The organism is Rhizobium sp. BK661 (assembly GCF_024808825.1).
Classification (GTDB): domain Bacteria; phylum Pseudomonadota; class Alphaproteobacteria; order Rhizobiales; family Rhizobiaceae; genus Rhizobium.
Genome location: NZ_JANTYT010000005.1, coordinates 23,581 through 41,923, shown reverse-complemented (window position 1 = coordinate 41,923; position 18,343 = coordinate 23,581). Strand labels below are relative to the sequence as shown.

Annotated in this window: 15 protein-coding genes; 3 read left to right on the top strand and 12 right to left on the bottom strand. The window is 60.0% G+C overall.

The window, feature by feature from the left end; all coding sequences use genetic code 11:
• Nucleotides 1-7: 7 nt before the first annotated feature.
• The 6 genes from FHX16_RS12695 to FHX16_RS12670 form a co-directional block, all read right to left on the bottom strand.
• Entirely contained in the window at nt 8-1,489 is a 1,482-nt protein-coding gene (locus FHX16_RS12695) for a mannitol dehydrogenase family protein (protein WP_183862476.1), read from the bottom strand.
• A gap of 105 nt (nt 1,490-1,594) precedes the next feature.
• Nucleotides 1,595-2,593: an ABC transporter ATP-binding protein gene (locus FHX16_RS12690; protein ID WP_183862478.1), complete on the bottom strand. Its 999-nt coding sequence runs from the start codon at nt 2,591-2,593 to the stop codon at nt 1,595-1,597.
• Nucleotides 2,594-2,611: 18 nt separating this feature from the next.
• A complete protein-coding gene (locus FHX16_RS12685) occupies nt 2,612-3,442 on the bottom strand; it encodes a carbohydrate ABC transporter permease (protein ID WP_016556941.1) in 831 nt (276 codons plus the stop codon).
• A 1-nt stretch (nt 3,443) separates the two neighbouring features.
• Complete coding sequence (locus FHX16_RS12680) at nt 3,444-4,316, bottom strand: carbohydrate ABC transporter permease (protein WP_016556940.1); 873 nt, start codon at nt 4,314-4,316, stop codon at nt 3,444-3,446.
• 137 nt (nt 4,317-4,453) lie between these two features.
• Nucleotides 4,454-5,764: a sugar ABC transporter substrate-binding protein gene (locus FHX16_RS12675; protein ID WP_016556939.1), complete on the bottom strand. Its 1,311-nt coding sequence runs from the start codon at nt 5,762-5,764 to the stop codon at nt 4,454-4,456.
• Between the two features lie 145 nt (nt 5,765-5,909).
• The gene (locus FHX16_RS12670) at nt 5,910-6,863 is read right to left on the bottom strand and encodes a sugar-binding transcriptional regulator (RefSeq protein ID WP_183862480.1); all 954 of its coding nucleotides are present in this window, start codon (nt 6,861-6,863) and stop codon (nt 5,910-5,912) included.
• 223 nt (nt 6,864-7,086) lie between these two features.
• Between FHX16_RS12670 and FHX16_RS12665 the strand changes: the two genes are divergently transcribed.
• The 3 genes from FHX16_RS12665 (at nt 7,087) to FHX16_RS12655 (ending at nt 10,073) form a co-directional block, all read left to right on the top strand.
• A complete protein-coding gene (locus FHX16_RS12665; RefSeq protein WP_016556937.1) occupies nt 7,087-7,740 on the top strand; it encodes a response regulator in 654 nt (217 codons plus the stop codon).
• Nucleotides 7,741-7,742: 2 nt separating this feature from the next.
• Complete coding sequence (locus tag FHX16_RS12660; protein WP_183862482.1) at nt 7,743-9,077, top strand: ATP-binding protein; 1,335 nt, start codon at nt 7,743-7,745, stop codon at nt 9,075-9,077.
• Between the two features lie 72 nt (nt 9,078-9,149).
• Complete coding sequence (locus FHX16_RS12655; RefSeq protein ID WP_183862484.1) at nt 9,150-10,073, top strand: ROK family protein; 924 nt, start codon at nt 9,150-9,152, stop codon at nt 10,071-10,073.
• A 43-nt stretch (nt 10,074-10,116) separates the two neighbouring features.
• On the opposite strand, the gene FHX16_RS12650 is transcribed toward FHX16_RS12655, so the two are convergent.
• From FHX16_RS12650 to FHX16_RS12625, 6 genes are all read right to left on the bottom strand, one after another.
• Nucleotides 10,117-13,263 carry an efflux RND transporter permease subunit gene (locus tag FHX16_RS12650; RefSeq protein ID WP_259129102.1) on the bottom strand — a complete coding sequence of 1,049 codons (3,147 nt, stop codon included), beginning with the start codon at nt 13,261-13,263 and terminating at the stop codon, nt 10,117-10,119.
• A gap of 26 nt (nt 13,264-13,289) precedes the next feature.
• Nucleotides 13,290-14,426: an efflux RND transporter periplasmic adaptor subunit gene (locus FHX16_RS12645; RefSeq protein WP_183862486.1), complete on the bottom strand. Its 1,137-nt coding sequence runs from the start codon at nt 14,424-14,426 to the stop codon at nt 13,290-13,292.
• A gap of 52 nt (nt 14,427-14,478) precedes the next feature.
• Complete coding sequence (locus FHX16_RS12640) at nt 14,479-15,096, bottom strand: TetR family transcriptional regulator (protein ID WP_016556932.1); 618 nt, start codon at nt 15,094-15,096, stop codon at nt 14,479-14,481.
• A 287-nt stretch (nt 15,097-15,383) separates the two neighbouring features.
• Nucleotides 15,384-15,815, bottom strand: coding sequence for an OsmC family protein (locus FHX16_RS12635; RefSeq protein WP_114714333.1), 432 nt, complete (start codon nt 15,813-15,815; stop codon nt 15,384-15,386).
• Nucleotides 15,816-15,967: 152 nt separating this feature from the next.
• Nucleotides 15,968-17,185, bottom strand: a complete 1,218-nt coding sequence (locus tag FHX16_RS12630; protein ID WP_259128590.1) for an adenylate/guanylate cyclase domain-containing protein — start codon at nt 17,183-17,185, stop codon at nt 15,968-15,970.
• A 62-nt stretch (nt 17,186-17,247) separates the two neighbouring features.
• Nucleotides 17,248-18,270: a LacI family DNA-binding transcriptional regulator gene (locus FHX16_RS12625; protein WP_183862496.1), complete on the bottom strand. Its 1,023-nt coding sequence runs from the start codon at nt 18,268-18,270 to the stop codon at nt 17,248-17,250.
• Nucleotides 18,271-18,343: the final 73 nt, after the last annotated feature.

The following is an 18,343-nucleotide window of genomic DNA, read 5'->3' as shown; positions in this document are numbered from 1 at the left end:
CTAGACCTTACACAGCAAGCTTGTTGTCGAGATAAAGCTGCAGGGTTTCGCGCGTGCCTTTTTCCCACAGCGTTTTCAGCGCGTGGGCAAAACGCTTGCGGAACAGTTCTGATTTCGACACCTCGCCGAAGATGTCGTCGAAGGCGAGGAAGGCCATTGGATCGCTCTTGGCTTTCAGTGCGGCCGCATGCAGGCGATCGGCGCTGGCGTCGTTGAAGACGATGTCCTTGCCGCTGTCGGTCTTGCCCGCGAAATAGCGGCACCACAGCGCCGACACGAGCGCCAGCCCGACGACATCCCGGCCCTGGTTGAGGTTGTCGAGCGTGGACGGCAAAATGAACTTTGGCTGCCGGTTTGATCCATCCTGCGCCAGGCGCGGGATGGTGTCGGCGATCTTCGGATTGAGAAGGCGATGCTCGATCAGCGCAAAATAGTCGGTCAGCGAGGTATTCGGGACCGGCGGAACGATCGGGATAATCTCGTCCTTCTCGAGCTTGGCCAGGAATGCCCGAATCAGCGAATCCTCCATCGAGTCGTGGACGAAGTGGATGTCCATCAGCGCTGCCGGATAGGCAATCGCTGCGTGGCCGCCATTGAGGATGCGGATCTTCATATGTTCATAGGGCGTCACATCGGGAACAAAGGTCACACCGACCTTCTCCAGCGCCGGTCGTCCGGCGGTGAACTTGTCTTCCAGCACCCACTGCTTGAACTCTTCGCAATAGACCGGCCAGTTATCCTCGATGCTGAAGACATCCTTCAACAAATCGATTTCACGCTGGCCTGTCGCCGGCGTGATGCGGTCCACCATGGCATTCGGGAATGCGACGTTCGCCTTGATCCAGTCGGCAAAGGCAGGATCTGACAGGCGTGCTGTACCAACGACGGCATTCGACGTGACGACGCCGTTATGCGGAATGTTGTCGCAGGACATGACGGTGAAAGGCACGATGCCCTTTTCCTTGCGCGCCTTGAGGCCCGCGACAACAAGACCGAAGACGGTCTTCGGCTCGGAAGGGTTCTGGCCGTCCGCAGCGATTGCCGGATGACCCGGATTGAACTTGCCGGACGCGTCGATGAAATAGCCGCCTTCGGTGATCGTCATCGAAACGATACGGATCGTTGGATCGGCGAGCTTGGCGATGATCGTCTTGGCATCGCCAACAGGCAGAATGTCGATCATTGGAGCGGTAACGCGCGCGGCCGTCTTGTTGTTGTCCTGCTCGACGACGGTCGTCAGGAAGTCCTGGGCGGCGAGCTTTTCGCGCATTGCCGCGTCGGAAGGAAGAATACCCGCGCCGATGATCGCCCAATCGTGATCCTGGCCCTGATTGAAGAGGTCGTCGAGGTAGATCGCCTGGTGAGCGCGGTGGAAGTTGCCCACGCCGAAGTGCACGATGCCCGCTTTCAGCGACGCCCGCTCATAGGTCGGTACGGCGGCCGTCTTTGCCGCCTCGGAAAGCGTTGCCAGCGATAGTTTGCACGTCATGTTTCAGTCCTCTTGAAGGTCTTCGGGATCGGCTGCGATCCCGATATCGGCATGCCGGGCATTTGTCCGGCGCGCGCTCTTTTCCCCAACCCGGCACCAATACTCTCAGATGGTGAGGCCACCTTCGTTGAATTTGTGGATCCGCGTCTTGTCGGGCGTCAGATAAACGATGTCCCCAGCCTTGGCCGGGAAATCGCCACCGCCGCGCGCTGTGACGTGGCCGATACCCTCGACATCGACATGCAGGAAGGTGTCGGCGCCGAGATGCTCGGCAACCATGACCTTGCCCTTCCAGTCGCCAGTCTCCATCGACAGCAGCACGTGCTCGGGCCGCACGCCGATCGTGTTCGCGCCAAGCTGCGCGGCATACTGGCCTTTGACGATGTTCATCTTCGGCGAGCCGATGAAGCCCGCGACGAAGAGGTTTCGCGGCTTGTGATAGAGCTCCAGTGGCGAACCGACCTGTTCGATGTTGCCGCGGTTCAGCACCACGATCTTGTCGGCCATGGTCATGGCCTCGACCTGGTCGTGAGTGACGTAGATCATCGTCGTCTTGAGCTGCTGATGCAGTTCGCTGATCTCAAGGCGCATGTTGACGCGCAACGCCGCATCGAGGTTCGACAGCGGCTCGTCAAAGAGGAAGGCCGACGGCTGGCGCACGATCGCACGACCGATTGCTACGCGCTGGCGCTGACCGCCCGAGAGCTGGCGCGGCTTGCGTTCGAGATAGTCCGTCAGATTCAAGACCCGTGCGGCATCAGCGACCTTTCGGTCAATTTCCGCCTTGTCGACGTTGGCCATCTTCAGCGGAAACGCGATGTTGTTGCGCACGCTCATATGCGGATAAAGCGCATAGGATTGGAACACCATTGCCAGCCCACGCTCCGACGGAGCTTTCTCGGTTGCATCCTTGCCGTCGATGACGATCTTGCCGTCAGACACGTCTTCAAGACCTGCAATGAGGCGGAGAAGCGTGGACTTGCCGCAGCCCGAGGGACCGACGAAGACGACGAACTCACCGTCCTTGATGTCGAGGTCGATCGACGGGATGACCTTGGCTTCGCCGAAGACCTTCGAGACTTTCTGAAGGGTAATGCTGCCCATGTTTCTCTCCCTGATATCTTATTTCACCGCGCCGAAGGTCAGGCCGCGGACGAGTTGTTTTTGCGAGAACCAGCCGAGGATCAGGATCGGGGCGATCGCCATGGTCGAAGCTGCCGAAAGCTTGGCATAGAACAAGCCTTCGGGGCTGGAGTAGGAAGCGATGAACGCCGTCAACGGCGCCGCTTTCGAGGCACTGAGGTTCAATGTCCAGAAGGCTTCGTTCCAGGCCAGGATGATGTTCAGGAGCAGTGTCGAGGCGATGCCGGGCACTGCCATCGGCGTCAGCACGTAGATGATCTCCTTGGCAAGCGAGGCGCCGTCCATGCGGGCAGCTTCGAGGATCTCGCCGGGAATTTCCTTGAAGTAGGTGTAAAGCATCCAGACGATGATCGGCAGATTGATCAGTGTGAGGATGATGACAAGGCCGGTGCGGCTATCGAGGAGTCCGGAATTGCGGAACATCAGATAGATCGGGATGAGGGCGCCGACCGGCGGCATCATCTTCGTCGACAACATCCACATCAGGACGTCCTTGGTCCGCTTCGTCGGCGAGAACGCCATCGCCCAGGCAGCCGGAATGGCGATGATCAGGCCGATCAGCGTCGAGCCAAAGGAGATGATCACCGAATTCATGAAGTGGCTGAGATAGTTGGAGCGGCTCTGTACTTCCGAATAGCTCTCCGTCGTCCAGTGGAAGAACAGGAACTGCGGTGGCGAGGCGATAGCATCAGCTTCCGTCTTGAAGCTCGTCAGGAACGTCCAGAGGATCGGGAAGAATATCAGGATGCCGAGCGTCCAGGCGATGGCGGTCATGACGACCTTGCGCTGGGTTGTGACTTTTCTAGCCATCTCAAGCCTCCAGATTCTTGCCGACGAGGCGTACGAGGAAGATCGCAACGATATTGGCGAGGATGACCGCCACGATACCGCCCGCCGAAGCGCCGCCGATATCGAATTGCAGGAGCGCCTGCACATAGACCAGATAGGTGAGGTTCGTGCTCTGCGTGCCCGGCCCGCCATTGGTGGTGACCAGGATTTCGGCGAACACCGAGAGCAGGAAGATCGTCTGGATTAGGATGACGACCGTGATCGCGCGGGCCATGTGCGGCAGGATGATGTAGATGAACTTCGAAACGACGCCGGCGCCATCCATCTCGGCGGCTTCCTGCTGCTCTTCGTCCAGCGATTGCAGGGCGGTCAGCATGATAAGCGTGGCAAACGGCAGCCATTGCCAGGCGACGATTAGAATGATCGAAAAGAGTGGTGCATTGGCAAGCCAGTCATAGGGCTGCATTCCAAGCGCCTTGGCGAGATGCGCGAAGAGCCCGTTGACCGGGTTCATGAACATGTTCTTCCACACCAGCGCGGCAACTGTCGGCATGACGAAGAAGGGAGCAATCACCAGGATGCGAACGATGCCCTGCCCGTAGATATCCTGATTTAGAAGCAGCGCGAACGCGATGCCGCCCACGACGGTGATCAGGAGCACGCCGAGCACTAGCAGCAGGGTATTGATGAGCGCGGAGAAAAAGGCCGGATCGGTCAGGAAGTATTTGTAATTGAGGAAGCCGACGAAGGTTTCCATCCCCGGGCTGAGCAGATTGTAGTTCAGCGTCGAGAAATAGATCGTCATCACAAGGGGGACGATCATCCACAGGAAGAGGAGCACAACAGACGGTGCGATCATCATTCGCGCTGCGGAGCGGGTATGTAACGTTGCCATGGCGATGACCGATCCTGTTCAAATGGGTAGCCGGCTGCAGGGCAGCTGAGAAAAAAGGGGGTCGCCGACGCAGTTTGGGCAATTCGGCGACCCAGACGGGCGGGGATGTCAACTTCCCCGCCTTCTCAGGAGGTTAGTTATTTGATGTAACCAGCCTTGGTCATTTCGCGGGTCGTCAACTGCTGGGCGCTCTGCAGTGCCTGATCGACCGAGACCTGGCCGGCAAGAGCTGCCGAGAACTGCTGGCCGACGGCGGTGCCGATCCCCTGGAATTCAGGGATAGCGACGAACTGGACACCGACATAGGGCACCGGCTTGACGGTCGGCTTTGTCGGGTCAGCTGCATTGATGCTGTCGAGCGTCATCTTCGCGAACGGTGCTGCTTTCTGATAGTCGGCGTTGGCATAGAGCGAAGAGCGCGTCCCCGGAGGTGCATTCAACCAGCCTTCCTTCTCGGCGACCAAGTTGGTGTAGTCCTTGCTGGTTGCCCAGGCGACGAACTTTTCAGCTGCTTCGACCTTCTGCGAGCCTGCAGGGATGGCGAGGTTCCAGGCCCAGAGCCAGTTGCCGCGCTTGCCGAGGCCCTTGTCCGGAGCCAGAGCGAAGCCGACCTTGTCGGCGACGGTGGATTCCTTCGGGTTGCTGACGAAGGAGGCAGCAACGGTCGCGTCGATCCACATGCCGCACTTGCCGGTCTGGAAGAGCGCAAGGTTCTCGTTGAAGCCGTTCGAGGACGCGCCTGGAGGGCCAGCTTCCTTCATCAAGTTGACGTAGAAGTTCAGCGTGTCCTTCCACTCGGCCTGATCGAACTGCGGCTTCCACTGCTCATCGAACCAGCGTGCGCCGAAGGAGTTCGACATGGCCGTCAGGAAGGCCATGTTTTCGCCCCAGCCGGCCTTGCCGCGCAGGCAGATGCCGTAGATTTCCTTGTCCTTGTTGGTGATCTTCTTCGCGGCATCCGCAATGAAATCCCAGGTCGGCGCGTCGGGCATCTTCAGGCCAGCGGCATCGAACAGGTCCTTGCGGTACATGACCATCGAGCTTTCGCCGTAGAACGGTGCGGCATAGAGCTTGCCGTCGGCGGTCAGACCACTGCGGATAGCCGGCAGCAGGTCGTCGGCATCGTAGTCCTTGCCGAGATTGTCGAGCGGCAGCAGCCAGCCCTGTTTTGCCCAGATCGGAACTTCGTAAGTGCCGATCGTCAGAACGTCGTACTGACCGCCCTTGGTCGCGATGTCGGTCGTAACCTTCTGGCGCAGGACGTTCTCTTCGAGGGTTACCCACTCGAGATCAATATCGGGGTTCTTTTTCTTGAAGTCGTCCGTCAGCTTTTGCATCCGGATCATATCGCCGTTGTTGACGGTCGCGATTGTCAGCGTCTCGGCCGAAGCCATGCCGGCAAACGCCAGTGCTGAGCAGGCGCCCAGCAGGAGAGTTCTCAATGTCATATCTTCCTCCCAGAAGATGAGTGCGAGCATTCGCTTTGCTCATGGGCAATTACTCGCTCAAGGGAAAGAAATGTCAATCACCATTCGTTGCTGCATGAGCGAAGAACGATGTTATCTTGTTGAATTTAAAGAATTAAATATTTGCTCATGTCTTGAGCAAATATTCGGCCGTGTCCTCATCCGTGATCAGCGCGTTGATCTGATGGCCTGTTACGGCAGCCCTGATCGCCTTGAATTTGCGCTTGCCCTTGGCGATTCCGATAACGGTCGACGACTCACGTGAGGGGATCGACGCGGAGGCCACCCGCTCGTTGATCGGATTGTCGAGGAGCTTCCCCTCGCTATCAAACACCCAGCCACAGATCTCGCCGACGGCACCGTTGCGCATCAGCTCCATCATCTCGTCCTTCTCGAGAAAACCGTCGATACAAAGCGGCCCGTCGATGCCGAGCTCTCCGATGCCGACAAACGTCACGTCTGCCTGTGCGCTGATCTCTAGCGTCGAGCGAACGAGCTGCTGGCCGTGCAGGGTTTCCCTCTCATCCGCCGAGGTGACCAGAACCGGCAGCGGCATCGGAAAGTGTCGAGCCTTCACCGCGTCAGCCATGCTGAAGATGACGTTGTAGTAAGCAGCGGAGCCATCGGGCGCAATATTGCCGGTCAGCGATACGATGCGGTGACTGGGACATTCGATGGCGGGAAGTTGGTCGACGGCCGCCTTCAAGGTTCGTCCTGTTCCAACTGCGAGCACGATAGGGTCAGGGCGCTTGAGCCAGCGCTCGATTTCCGCTGCGGCGGCCTCCGCGATGCCGACCGTCGTCGAACTGGAGCCCGGGTCGCTTGGCACGACCTCGACATGCTTCAGGTTGAACTTCTTGCGCACGGCATTGGCGAGTTCGAGACAGGCGGCGATTGGATGGTCGAGCCGCACTTTTATCAGCCGTTCGGCAACCGCGAGCGAGACAAGGCGCTGTGCCGATTGCCGTGAAATCCCCATGGAAGAAGCAATCTCATCCTGCGTCCGCCCTGCCACATAGTAGAGCCATCCCGCGCGCGCCGCGTCGTCTAGCCGCCCCGAAGTCTCGGATTTTCTTACCATCAGTCTCTACCATGCTGAAAAGATCGGCCACAGCCGACGCGGATATGCATATTGCGGCAGATCAAACCAGAATTCGGGCAAATGTCGAGTGCATTGAGAAATTGCACAGCCTATTTTGACATGCCTGGCGAGGGCCGCATGCCATCGGCTTGTCATCTTTGTCGATCAACCTTGCTTGACCGAGGATTGAACTGCAAGCTAACTGGCATCGAGGAAAAAAGCTGTGCGAATTCTGCTGGTTGAGGATGACAGAATGATTGGTGGCGCGGTGAGGGATCACGTCGCTGCGGCCAATCATGCCGTCGACTGGGTGCAAAATCTGGGTGACGCCGACGCAGCCGCGGGACCTGTCGATTACGGGCTCATTCTTCTCGATCTCCAACTCCCGGATGGCAGTGGCGTCGCGTTTCTACGCGGCCTTCGAGAACGCGGGCTGAAGACACCCGTCATCATTCTGACTGCACGAGATCAGATCTCGGACCGCATCGACGGACTGAATGCGGGAGCCGACGACTACCTGGTGAAGCCGTTCAACCTTGACGAGTTGGAAGCGCGTATCATGGCGGTCGCTCGCCGCTATGATGCCAACCCGCATCCGGTCGTCCGCATCTCGGACATTGAAATCAACCGGCCCCTGCATCAGATCTCGGTCGCCGGCGAAACGATCATCCTGACGAGCCGTGAATGGGCGGTACTCGATCTGTTGACGGCTCGCCCAGGCGCGATCGTCCCCAAAGATCGGATCGAGGAAGCGCTCTACGCATTCGGTTCGGAAATCGAAAGCAACACCGTCGAGGTCTATGTGAGCCGTCTGCGCAAGAAGATCGGCAAGGACAGGATCCGCACTGCCCGCGGCATCGGCTACACACTCGGATGAAGATGAAGCGCGAACGCAGCATCACTGGCCCGCTCATTCTCGCCCTGACGACCGTCATGGTCGTCTTCTGGCTTGCCGCGATCGGCCTCAGCGTCCGCGTGATGCAGCACGAGTTCGATGAGATTTTCGATAGCGCGCAGCAGGAGACCACCGAGCGTCTCCTGGCTTTGATCCTTGACGATTTGAACCAGCGTGCGGACGTCGATCCGCGCAGCGTCGCCATGCTCAACACTGCCGCCAGTCGAGAATATCTGACTTATCAGGTCCGCGACGCCAGCGGCAAGGTAGCACTGCGTTCGAATGATGCTCCGGCAGAGCCTTTCGATGCACCGCTTCGCACGGGCTTCTATGACACGACGACAGCACGAATCTACACCGAGATGACGGCTGACGGCTCCCTTTTTCTGCAGGTGGCCGACCGGTTCAAGAACCGCCGCGAAGCCGTTCGCGAAAGTTCCGTCACCTTGCTCATCCCATTGGTCGCCCTTATTCCCGCCAGCATCTTTGCGATCTGGTTCATCGTCGGGCGGGCGCTTCGGCCGATCGAGGAACTTCGGCGAGATATCGGGACGAAAGACAGTGGCAACATGGCTGAGGTCGACGATCGGGGTCTGCCGGTCGAACTGAGGCCGATCGCAAGATCGGTCAACCTTCTCCTCGGACGCCTGCGTGCCGCCCTCGAAGCAGAGCGCGAATTCACCGCCAACAGTGCTCACGAGTTGAGAACGCCGATCGCCGGAGCGCTTGCACAGACGCAGCGGCTTATCGAGGAACTGCCGTCCGGCGCAACGCAGGACCGCGTCCGGCAGGTTGAGGCTTCGCTGGTCAATCTCGGCCGTCTGGCAGAGAAACTGCTGCAGCTTTCCCGCGCGGAAGCCGGCATCGGCGGAAGCGCAAGTGCAGTCGACCTGCGCCCGGTCCTCGACATGGTGGTCACCGATTTCCAGCGCGACAGCCGCACGAATGGAAGGCTTCAATACTCCGCGGCGCCGGACGCAAAGCTCGTCCGCACTGCCGACATGGATGCCTTCGGCATTGTCACGCGAAACCTGATCGAGAATGCCCTGCTCCACGGCGATCCGGACCTCCCCGTCAATGTCAGTCTCGAAAGCGGCGGCATCGTGCGCGTTGTGAACGGCGGGCCATTGATCCGAGAGGCTGAGATGGCTGGACTGAAAAAGCGCTTCAGCCGCGGCAAGACGAGTGCGTCCGGCTCCGGCCTCGGGCTCGCTATCGCCGACCGTATCGTCTGCCAGATGGGCGGGACACTGGAACTGCTATCACCGGCGACGGGAGCGAAAGCCGGCTTTGAAGCAAAAATGACCCTACCGGCCTAGCCCGGTTTCGGCTTGCAAAACCTGCCGAAGGGTGCGAGCAGACGCAGAGGCCATCCAAACAGCAGAACCCAAATGATCATTTCTTTTGACATCGGCGGCTCCGCCATCAAGGGCGGAGTGGCGCACTCCGAAGCCGACATCACGCCACTTGGCCGGCGCCCGACCCCCAAGGACGATTTTGCCGCCTTCGTCGAGACGCTGCGTGCCATCATCGCCGAAACCGGCGAGAAGCCGACACGCCTTGCCTTCTCCATCGCAGGCGTCGTCGACCCGGACACGCAAAGGCTGACCTGCGCCAACATTCCCTGTATTCACGGCCGCGATCTCGCCGCCGACCTCGAAGCTGAACTCGGCCTGCCGGTCGTAATTGCGAATGATGCCGACTGCTTCGCCATGGCGGAGGCCGATCTCGGCGCCGGGCGCGGCCACCGCATCGTTCTGGGCGCCATTCTCGGAACCGGCGTCGGCGGCGGTGTGGTTGCGGATGGACGACTGATCAATGCCGCGGGCGGCTTTGCCGGTGAATGGGGACATGGTCCGGCCCTGGCGTCTCATGCCGGCAATCCGCCCGTCGCGATTCCAGCCTACCCCTGCGGCTGTGGCCAGAAGGGGTGCGTCGATACCGTCGGCGGCGCTCGTGGTCTCGAGCGCTTGCATAAGACGCTGCATGACATCGATCTCTCCAGTCAGGAGATCATCGATGATTGGTTGAAGGGCGAGTCCCAAGCGGCGCGCACCATCGATGTCTTCATCGATCTTGTCGCCTCGCCGCTCGCGCTAACAATCAACATCACCGGCGCGACCATCGTTCCAGTCGGCGGCGGGCTTTCCAATGTCGAAGAGCTGCTTGCGGAGCTGGACAAGGCAGTTCGGCAGCGCATCCTGCGCAAATTCGATCGACCGCTCGTGGTCCGCAGTGAATGCCGCGTCGAGCCCGGCCTGATCGGCGCCGCGCTGCTCGGCCTGAAAGCGGAAGCCGCCCACCTCGCAGCTTGAGCCAAAAGAAAATGGCGCGGTTCTCACCGCGCCATCGTTCCCGTCATTCCGCCGCGAGGGCCGGCGGGTGCATCGCCTCCGCCTCTTCCGCTGCATTGCCGTTCGCTGCACCCTGCGCCGCCGCCGTCTTCGGCTCCTTGCCGAAGAACAGCGCATAGGCCGCAGGCAGCACTAGGATCGTCAATACCGTGGCAACCAGAATGCCGCCCATCATGGCGTATGCCAGCGGCCCCCAGAAAACGCCACGTGAGATCGGGATTAGCGCCAGAACCGCCGTCAGCGCCGTCAGCATGATCGGGCGGAACCGTCGTACCGCAGCACCAACGATCGCTTCCTGTCGATGCATTCCCGCCTTGATGTCCTGGTCGATCTGATCGACGAGAATGATCGAGTTGCGGATGATGATCCCGAGCAGTGCGATGACGCCGAGGATGGCAACGAAGCCGAACGGCGCACCCGATATCAGGAGGGCCGCAGCCGCACCGATGATCCCGAGCGGTCCGGTCGCAAGCACGAGCATCGCCTTGCCGAAGTGCTGCAGCTGCGCCATCAGCAGGAGAACGATGACGACGAGCATGATCGGCGCCTTCGCGGCAATCGAAGCCTGGCTTTCGGCGGAATCTTCCGCGCCACCCTGGATCTCGATCTTGTAGCCGGCCGGCAGGCTGTCGCGCAGCGGCTGCATGTCGGCATACATCTTCATGACGACATCGTTGGACTGAACGTCGTCAGGCAATGTCGCCCGGACGGTGATGGTCGGCAGACGGTCGCGCCGCCATTCGATCCCCTGCTCCAGAACCGGCACCACCTTGGCAACCTGGGAGACCGGGACGAAGCCGCCGAAATCCGTCGGCACGTAGACCGAATTGACGGCCGACAGCAGCGAACGATTGGCTTCCGGTTCGCGGGCAACGATCGACACCGTCTCCTCGCCGTCGCGGAAGTCATCGAGCGGCGCACCGGAGACTGCTGTCTGCAGCATCTGGCGTACTCGCTGTGAGGTGACACCGAGCGCACGGGCACGGTCCTGATCGATCACCAGCTTCATCGCCGGCACTGGCTCCAACCAGTCGTCATGGATCGCACCGAGTTGCGGATTAGCCTGGAACTTCGCCTTCACCTCATCGGCTATCTTGCGGACTTCCTGACGGTCCGGCCCCATGATGCGCATCTGCACAGGCCAGCCCGTCGGCGGGCCAAGGAACAGACGATCCACCTTGCCGCGGATATCGGGGAAGTCTTCGGCAAGAATCATCCGTAGCTTCACGATTAGGCGTTCACGCGCCGGCTCGTCGTTTGCCATGACGAGAAGCTGCGCGAAGTTCGGATTGCGAAGCTGCTGGTCGAGCGGGAGGAAGAAGCGCGGGGCACCCTCGCCGATATAGGTGGCAACGAATTTCTTGTCCTTGTCGCCCATGATTTTGGCTTCGAGCGCCTTTGCCTGCGTCTCGACTTCCTTGATGCTGGTGCCTTCAGGCAGCCACAGATCGACCAGGATTTCCGGGCGCGAGGACTGCGGGAAGAAATTCTGCGGGATGAACTGGAACGCCCAAAGACTGGTCGCAAAGGTCACCAGTGTCATCGCCACCACGATGATGCGATGACGCACGGCCCAGCCAACCGTCGCCCGAAGGCGTCGATAGAAGCTGGTATCGAAGGCATCGTGGTGTTCGCCCGCGTGATGGCGCTGCTTCAGGATCATGTAGCCGAGCCACGGCGTGAAATAGACAGCCACGAACCATGAGACGACGAGTGCAATGCCGACCACATAGAACAGCGTGCGCACATACTCGCCGGCGGTTGACGCCGCAAAGCCAACCGGAATGAAGCCGGCGGTGGTGATCAGCGTACCGGTCAGCATCGGGAAGGCGGTCGAGGAATAGGCGAAGCTTGCCGCTTCGATCTTCACAAGGCCTTCCTCTAGCTTTCGCTCCATCAACTCGACGACGATCATTGCGTCGTCGACGAGCAGGCCGAGCGCAATGATCAGCGCCCCGAGCGAGATGCGCTGCAGGTCGATCCCGAGTTCGTACATGATGGCGAAAGTCGCGGCGAGCACCAGCGGGATGGCGATCGCGATGACGAGACCGGAACGCCAGCCGATCGACAGGAAGGAGACGATCAACACGATGATCAACGCCTCGCCGAGCGCATGCATGAACTCGCTAATCGCGTCGGTGACGACGTCGGGCTGATTGGAGATCTGGTCGACGGCAACGCCGTAAGGTAGTGATCCCTCGAAGCGCTCGTAAGTGGCTTCGACATCCTTGCCGACATCGGTCACCTTGAAGCCCTTTGCCATGACGACGCCGACCTGGACGCTCTCGTGACCGTTGAAGCGATATTTGCGCTGATACGGATCTTCGAGGCCGGAATAGACGGTGGCTATATCGCCAAGACGCGTGACCTGATTGCCGGCCTTCAGCCGCAGTTCGCGGATGTCCTCGGCTTTCGTCACGTCGCCTTCGACGGAAATACGCACCGAACGCGTGCCGGTATCGACGGACCCGGCGGGATCGACGTTGTTCTGGCCCTTGATAGCGTTCTGCAGGTCGAGCACGGTCAGCCCCCGCTCGGCCAGCGCCTTCGAGGAGACGTCGACGTAGATCTTCTCCGGTTGGTCGCCGATGATGACCGCCTTTTCGACGCCCGGCGTCGTCAGCAGCATGTCACGCGCCTGGATCGCGAACTTCTTCAGCTCGGGATAACTGTAGCCATCTCCGCTGATCGAATGCAGCGTGATGTAGGTATCGCCAAATTCGTCGTTGAAATAGGGGCCGAGCAACCCTTCCGGCAGCTCATTGGAGATATCGCCGACCTTCTTGCGCACCTGGTAGAAGGCGTCAGCCACCTGTTCGCTATTGGTGTCGCCCTTGACCTGCAGCGTGATGATGGCGCTGCCGGCCCGCGTATAGGACTTGACCCAATCGATATGCGGGGTTTCCTGCAGCTTTCGCTCGATCTTGTTGACGACCTGGTCTTCCATTTCCTGGATGGAGGCACCCGGCCAGATGGCCTGCACGACCATGACGCGGAACGTAAAGTCGGGATCTTCCTTCTGGCCCATGCGCATCAGGCCAAGGACGCCGGTGATCAGGATCAGGCCGAACAGGAAGCGTGCGATGCTCGGATGGCCGATTGCCCAGCGTGATAGGTTAAATGGGCGTTTTTCGGCGTTGGAGTTGTCCATGGTCATAATCCTCTCCTGACCAGGTCTCAGCGAATGACGTCGCCGGTTTCGGCTTGCGCCGACTGCTGCTCCGGCAGCTTGACCTTGAGGTTCTCGGCCATGAACTGCGTGCCAGCCGCGACGACGAGATCGCCGCTTTTCAACCCGTCGGCGACATGGACGCCGCCACCGGTGAAGTCCGCCACCTTGATTTCGCGGGCGTGAACCGTCGAGGCGTTGCGATCGACGACCCAGACGATCTTCTTGCCTTCACGTTCGGCGAGCGCGCTTAGCGGAATAGCGACGTCGGTCTCAGCATTGCCAACAGCGGCTTCGATCGTCGCCGTCATGCCAAGCAGCACCCGATCATCTGTCGGGAGGCTGACACGAACGGAAAAGGTGCGCGACTGGGGATCGGCGCTGCCGGAAACCTCGCGTACCTTGCCGTCGAGCACCAGTTTGCTGTCGGACCAGAAGGTGGCTTTCACAGTCTTGCCTGGCTTGAACTGTGCAATGTCGTTCTCGGGAACGGCGATCTGCACTTCCTTCTCGCCGTCCAGCGCGACCACGGCTACAGGCGTCCCGGCAGCAACAACGGCGCCGGTGTCGGCACTGATCGATGTCACGATACCATTCCGGTCAGCCTTCAGCTCGGTATAGACAACCTGGTTTTTTGCCTGGTCGAGCGACGAAGCAGCAGCATCGCGCGTTGAGACTGCCTGATCGTAGCTGAGAGCCGCCTGTTCCATCTGCGATTTTGCCGTGACGCTCTTATCGAACAGCTGCTGAGCGCGCTTGTTGGCAAGGTCGGCGGTCGCCACACCCTTTTCGGCGGCGGCAAGGTTTGCTTCGGCGGTTCTGACCGCCAGCTCGTAGTCGGTCGGATCGATTTCGGCGAGCAGATCACCAGGCTTGACGCGATCGCCAATGTTGACACGACGGTCGGTGATCTTGCCGGCGACGCGGAAGCCGAGATTCATCTCGACGCGGGCCTTCACGGCACCGGAATAGTCCAGCGCACGCGTACCGCGAGCCTCGGCAATTTCCACCACCTTGACCGGGCGGATGATCTCTTTCGTTTCGGCCTTCTTCTCCTCGCTGCAGCCAGATATGGCAAGCGTAACGGCGCCGAGGAGCGCGAAAGTGGCAAACGACGGCAACTGCACTGTCTTCAGCGAAATCATCTTTCGCACTCCTGAAATCGTTTATCGGTTGATCTGCGGCTTTTACCGCTCGTTATTTTTTCAGCGCCCGGATCGAGAACTCGACCAGTTCGTCAACAGTGGCGCGGTTGGTCTTGGCAAGACATTGCGCCACCATCTGCGGATGGCAGAGGGTGACGGTGGCCGCCCCGAAGCAGCGTGAGGCGACATCCGCATCCTGCTCGGCAAATTCGCCGGCAGCGATCCCTTCGCGGATCACGTCAGCGAGCAATTCATGAATACTGTCGACATGCTTTTCGATGACGTGCCAGTCACGCTCGATGGCGACGACGACCATCTCGTGCACCTTTTCCTGGTCGAGCATGGTGTCGACCGTCATCTGGTATTGGCCCTGCACGAACCTGCGCAGCCGATCGGAGGCGCTGATCTGCAGGTGGCAGGCATCGTAGGCCATCTGGTAGCTGGCAGCGAGCATGCGGCCGCAGATCGCCTGATGGATTTCCACCTTCGAGGCAAAGAAGCGGTAGACATTCGCCGGCGACATGCCGAGATCGCGCGCAATGTCGGCAACGGTGGTTTTGGAGTACCCATAGTGACGGAAAAGGCGCTCGCCAGCGTCAAGAATGCGCGTCACATTCTCCTGGCGAGCCAATTCGATGGTGTTTTCCGCTGCATCGGCAACCAACTTCATGCACCTCATTTACGACTGACGATTTTTGAATTTCGTCAGTCGTAAAATAACAATCGTAATATGTCAACGTTTTCTTGGGAACGGGACAACCAATCCGATGCCGTCAACGTCCAAGCTAGGGAAGTCACTGTGTTCGAGTGGGCGATGTATGCAGGATGCCGTAGGCAAGCGGTATCGCCCGCTGGCTAAGTCACGGCGCAATTGCCTTCAGATGCATGGGGCCGAAAGAACCATGCGGCTGACAAAGTGCCGACGCTGATGCGCGGCACTCGGCCTTAGGTCATAGCTCAGGCGAGCTTGACTTCAAGAGAGATCGGGACCGCCGAGAGTGCCTTCGATACCGGGCATCCGGCCTTGGCTTTGTTGGCGAGTTCGATGAACGTCCGCTCGTCGGTGTTCGGAACCGTTCCCGTCAGCGTAAGGTGGATCGCCGTGATGGCGAAGCCGCCTTCGACGCTTTCGAGCGTCACCTTCGCTGTCGTCTCCATGTCGGTCGCCTTGAGACCGGCTTCCTCGAGGATGAGCGAGAGAGCCATCGTGAAGCATCCGGCATGGGCCGCGCCGATCAGTTCTTCCGGATTGGTACCCGGAATGCCTTCAAATCGGCTTGAGAAGCCATAGGGATAGTGCTTCAGCGCGCCGCTCTGTGTGGAAATTTGTCCCTTGCCGTCCTTCAGTCCACCGGACCACTGCGCTGAACCTGTACGATTGATCTGCATGCCGTCCTCCTGTTTGGATTCAGAGGAAGCGGGCTATCGCCGCTTCGCCAGCCGAAAGAGGCAACCTGCCTCTTCGACGCGATATAATCCTCTATCGGCGGAAGGCGACAACGCCGTGAAATTTCTTCGAGCGACAAGCAGGCAGGAAGCTGTCAGATCTCGATCCGCGCTGTGTCGAGCGTATAAAGCTCCTGCGCGCGTTTGACACCGCGGAGCGCATAGCGACCGATGCAGGCAAGCGCGCCCCGTTCTTTCTCAGGGATCGTTGCTGCAAACTCCGACGACATCAGCACGTTGAGATCGACCGATCGGCACATCGAGGCAATCCGGCTGACTTCGTTCACAGCGGGTCCGATGACGGTGAAGTCGAGCCGCTCGCGACTGCCGATGTTTCCGTAGAAAACATCGCCGATGTGCAGGCCGATATAGACCTCCGTCGTCGGGCGCCCTTCCTCCGCCCGCTCCTCGTTCAACGCCTTCAGCTTCTGCCGCAGCAATCGCTCTGCTTGCAGCGACGCGGCGCAGGCCTCGTCGGCCTGGTCGGCCTTGAAGATCGCCAGCACCCCATCGCCGATCAGCTTCAACACATCGCCGCCTGCCTCGTGTATCGCGGAAATGACCACATCGCTGTAGGCATTCAGCATCGGCAGAATCTCTTCAGGCGGCGCGCTGTCAGATATCTTGGTGTAGTTCAGAAGATCCGAGAACCACAGGGCCGCGGAGATTCGCTCCGACTTACCGCGCGTGATCTTGCCTTCCAGCACTTGCCGCGCGGCATCGTCGCCGAGATATACCTCGGCAATCGTCCGTGCGATCCGCGCAAGCGCAATGCATTTGATCGCAAGCGCCAGGACCGGCACCAGCTTTCGCAGGATGATGAGGTCGTGGTCTGAGAACCCCTCGGGACTGCGCGTGGCGAAGTGAGAAAAGAAGCAGTCCATCTCGCCGATCGTGCCCGCCTTCTCGAACCGATGGACCATCGCGACGAAGTCGGTGAGGCCCTGCTGGAGCATCGATTCGAGCATGACGAAGTCGGTCGGATCGCCAAAGCCGATGCGCCGTCTGACCTCGTTTTCTTTGCCGGCCCAAAGATAGTAGAAGGCGGATCGCTGCCAACTCTCCAGCGCCGCGCCATCGCTGGAGGGGCCATATTCGAATTCGGCTTCGATCTCCTCGCGGCTATCCCAGCGAAACGCCCTGCCTTCGTGCACGGGATGAAGCGTGTCCATCAGGGCCATGCCGCGATCAAGTGGAAGGCCGCGCTCACGACAGGCTTCACAAAACCCGATCAGGAGTTCGGCTTCCGAGGCGCCCTTCAGCCCCTGCTCGGTCAACCAGGCCGCAACGGTCCCTACATCACTGTATTCCATGCCGTTTCCCTCGCTCATGCGAAAGCTGTATCGCGATTTCGCCGACAAGGGAAAGGCAAACCTCAGCCCGCAGCAGGCATGTTGTAAGGTGTGACAATTTCCACCGACGACAATGCCGGAGCCGCGATTCCACCGCTCGCCGAGCGGCTCATCACGGCGCGAAAGGCCGAGCGGGCATCCGTGCGCAGATCATGGTGTAGCACGAAGCTGATCTTGCGACCTGTGAGCAGTGCGCGATTGTCGGCGTCTAGATCATGCGCAACGAAGACGCGAATCGAACGCTGCGCCGCCTCGAAGGCTGCAAGCACGGCTCGGTTTCCGCCGCCGATGGAATAGACAGCGTTGATCGCCGCATCCGCCGCAATTGCCCGAGCCGCCAGCGTGCCCGTCGCCGCGTCCGTGCCATGCCCTTCGCTGATTTCGGTTACCGAGATGAGCGGATAGCGTTCACGCAGAACACGACGAAAACCGATCTCCCGCTCTTCCTCGCCGCGAAACCGCCCGCTGGATAGCGTGACGAGGACGCGCCCCGGCGCTTTGCCAAAATGCTCGCCGATGAGATAAGCAGCCGTCTCTCCGGCTGCGCGGTTGTCGGCCCCGGCGTAAGCGCTGCGCGACGAATTTGGCAGGTCCGTCACCAGCGTGACCACCGGAATTCCCGCATCAGTCGCCCTGGAAACGGCAGCGGCGACCTCAGGAACATCCGGGGCCTTCAAGACGATGCCGTTGGTGCCGCGCAGCCGGATCCGGTCGAGCAGTTGCACCAGTTCAGCTTGCTTCATCACCTCGGCAAAATGGAAGCGGCACCGAAATACCGTTGGCAAGAACGTCGCGACCTCCGCTTCGAAAGCGTCGCGAACGGCAGTGCTGAAGCGTTCCGGTGTTTCCATGACGACATCGATCGCGAGCTTGCGCCCGCTGACTTCGCCACCAATCTGCTGTTTCTCCAGCTCCGCGATCGCAGCTCGCACCCGCATCATCGTCTGATGCCTGACACCGCTCCTGCCATTGAGAACGCGATCCACCGTCGCAGTGCTCAGCCCGGCCTGAAAGGCGATATCCTTGACGAGAAACCGATGTGCCATGCAGTCTATCCTGATGGTTTTTTGATGGATTCCTGATCTATAACAGACCCGTCGGCGGCGTATAGTGCCCTCA

Coding starts and splice junctions, on each gene's coding strand:
- FHX16_RS12695 (WP_183862476.1), bottom strand. CDS start 1,489: ATGACGTGCAAACTATCGCTGGCAACGCTTTCCGAGGCGGCAAAGACG.
- FHX16_RS12690 (WP_183862478.1), bottom strand. CDS start 2,593: ATGGGCAGCATTACCCTTCAGAAAGTCTCGAAGGTCTTCGGCGAAGCC.
- FHX16_RS12685 (WP_016556941.1), bottom strand. CDS start 3,442: ATGGCTAGAAAAGTCACAACCCAGCGCAAGGTCGTCATGACCGCCATC.
- FHX16_RS12680 (WP_016556940.1), bottom strand. CDS start 4,316: ATGGCAACGTTACATACCCGCTCCGCAGCGCGAATGATGATCGCACCG.
- FHX16_RS12675 (WP_016556939.1), bottom strand. CDS start 5,764: ATGACATTGAGAACTCTCCTGCTGGGCGCCTGCTCAGCACTGGCGTTT.
- FHX16_RS12670 (WP_183862480.1), bottom strand. CDS start 6,863: ATGGTAAGAAAATCCGAGACTTCGGGGCGGCTAGACGACGCGGCGCGC.
- FHX16_RS12660 (WP_183862482.1), top strand. CDS start 7,743: ATGAAGCGCGAACGCAGCATCACTGGCCCGCTCATTCTCGCCCTGACG.
- FHX16_RS12655 (WP_183862484.1), top strand. CDS start 9,150: ATGATCATTTCTTTTGACATCGGCGGCTCCGCCATCAAGGGCGGAGTG.
- FHX16_RS12650 (WP_259129102.1), bottom strand. CDS start 13,263: ATGGACAACTCCAACGCCGAAAAACGCCCATTTAACCTATCACGCTGG.
- FHX16_RS12645 (WP_183862486.1), bottom strand. CDS start 14,426: ATGATTTCGCTGAAGACAGTGCAGTTGCCGTCGTTTGCCACTTTCGCG.
- FHX16_RS12640 (WP_016556932.1), bottom strand. CDS start 15,096: ATGAAGTTGGTTGCCGATGCAGCGGAAAACACCATCGAATTGGCTCGC.
- FHX16_RS12635 (WP_114714333.1), bottom strand. CDS start 15,815: ATGCAGATCAATCGTACAGGTTCAGCGCAGTGGTCCGGTGGACTGAAG.
- FHX16_RS12630 (WP_259128590.1), bottom strand. CDS start 17,185: ATGGAATACAGTGATGTAGGGACCGTTGCGGCCTGGTTGACCGAGCAG.
- FHX16_RS12625 (WP_183862496.1), bottom strand. CDS start 18,270: ATGGCACATCGGTTTCTCGTCAAGGATATCGCCTTTCAGGCCGGGCTG.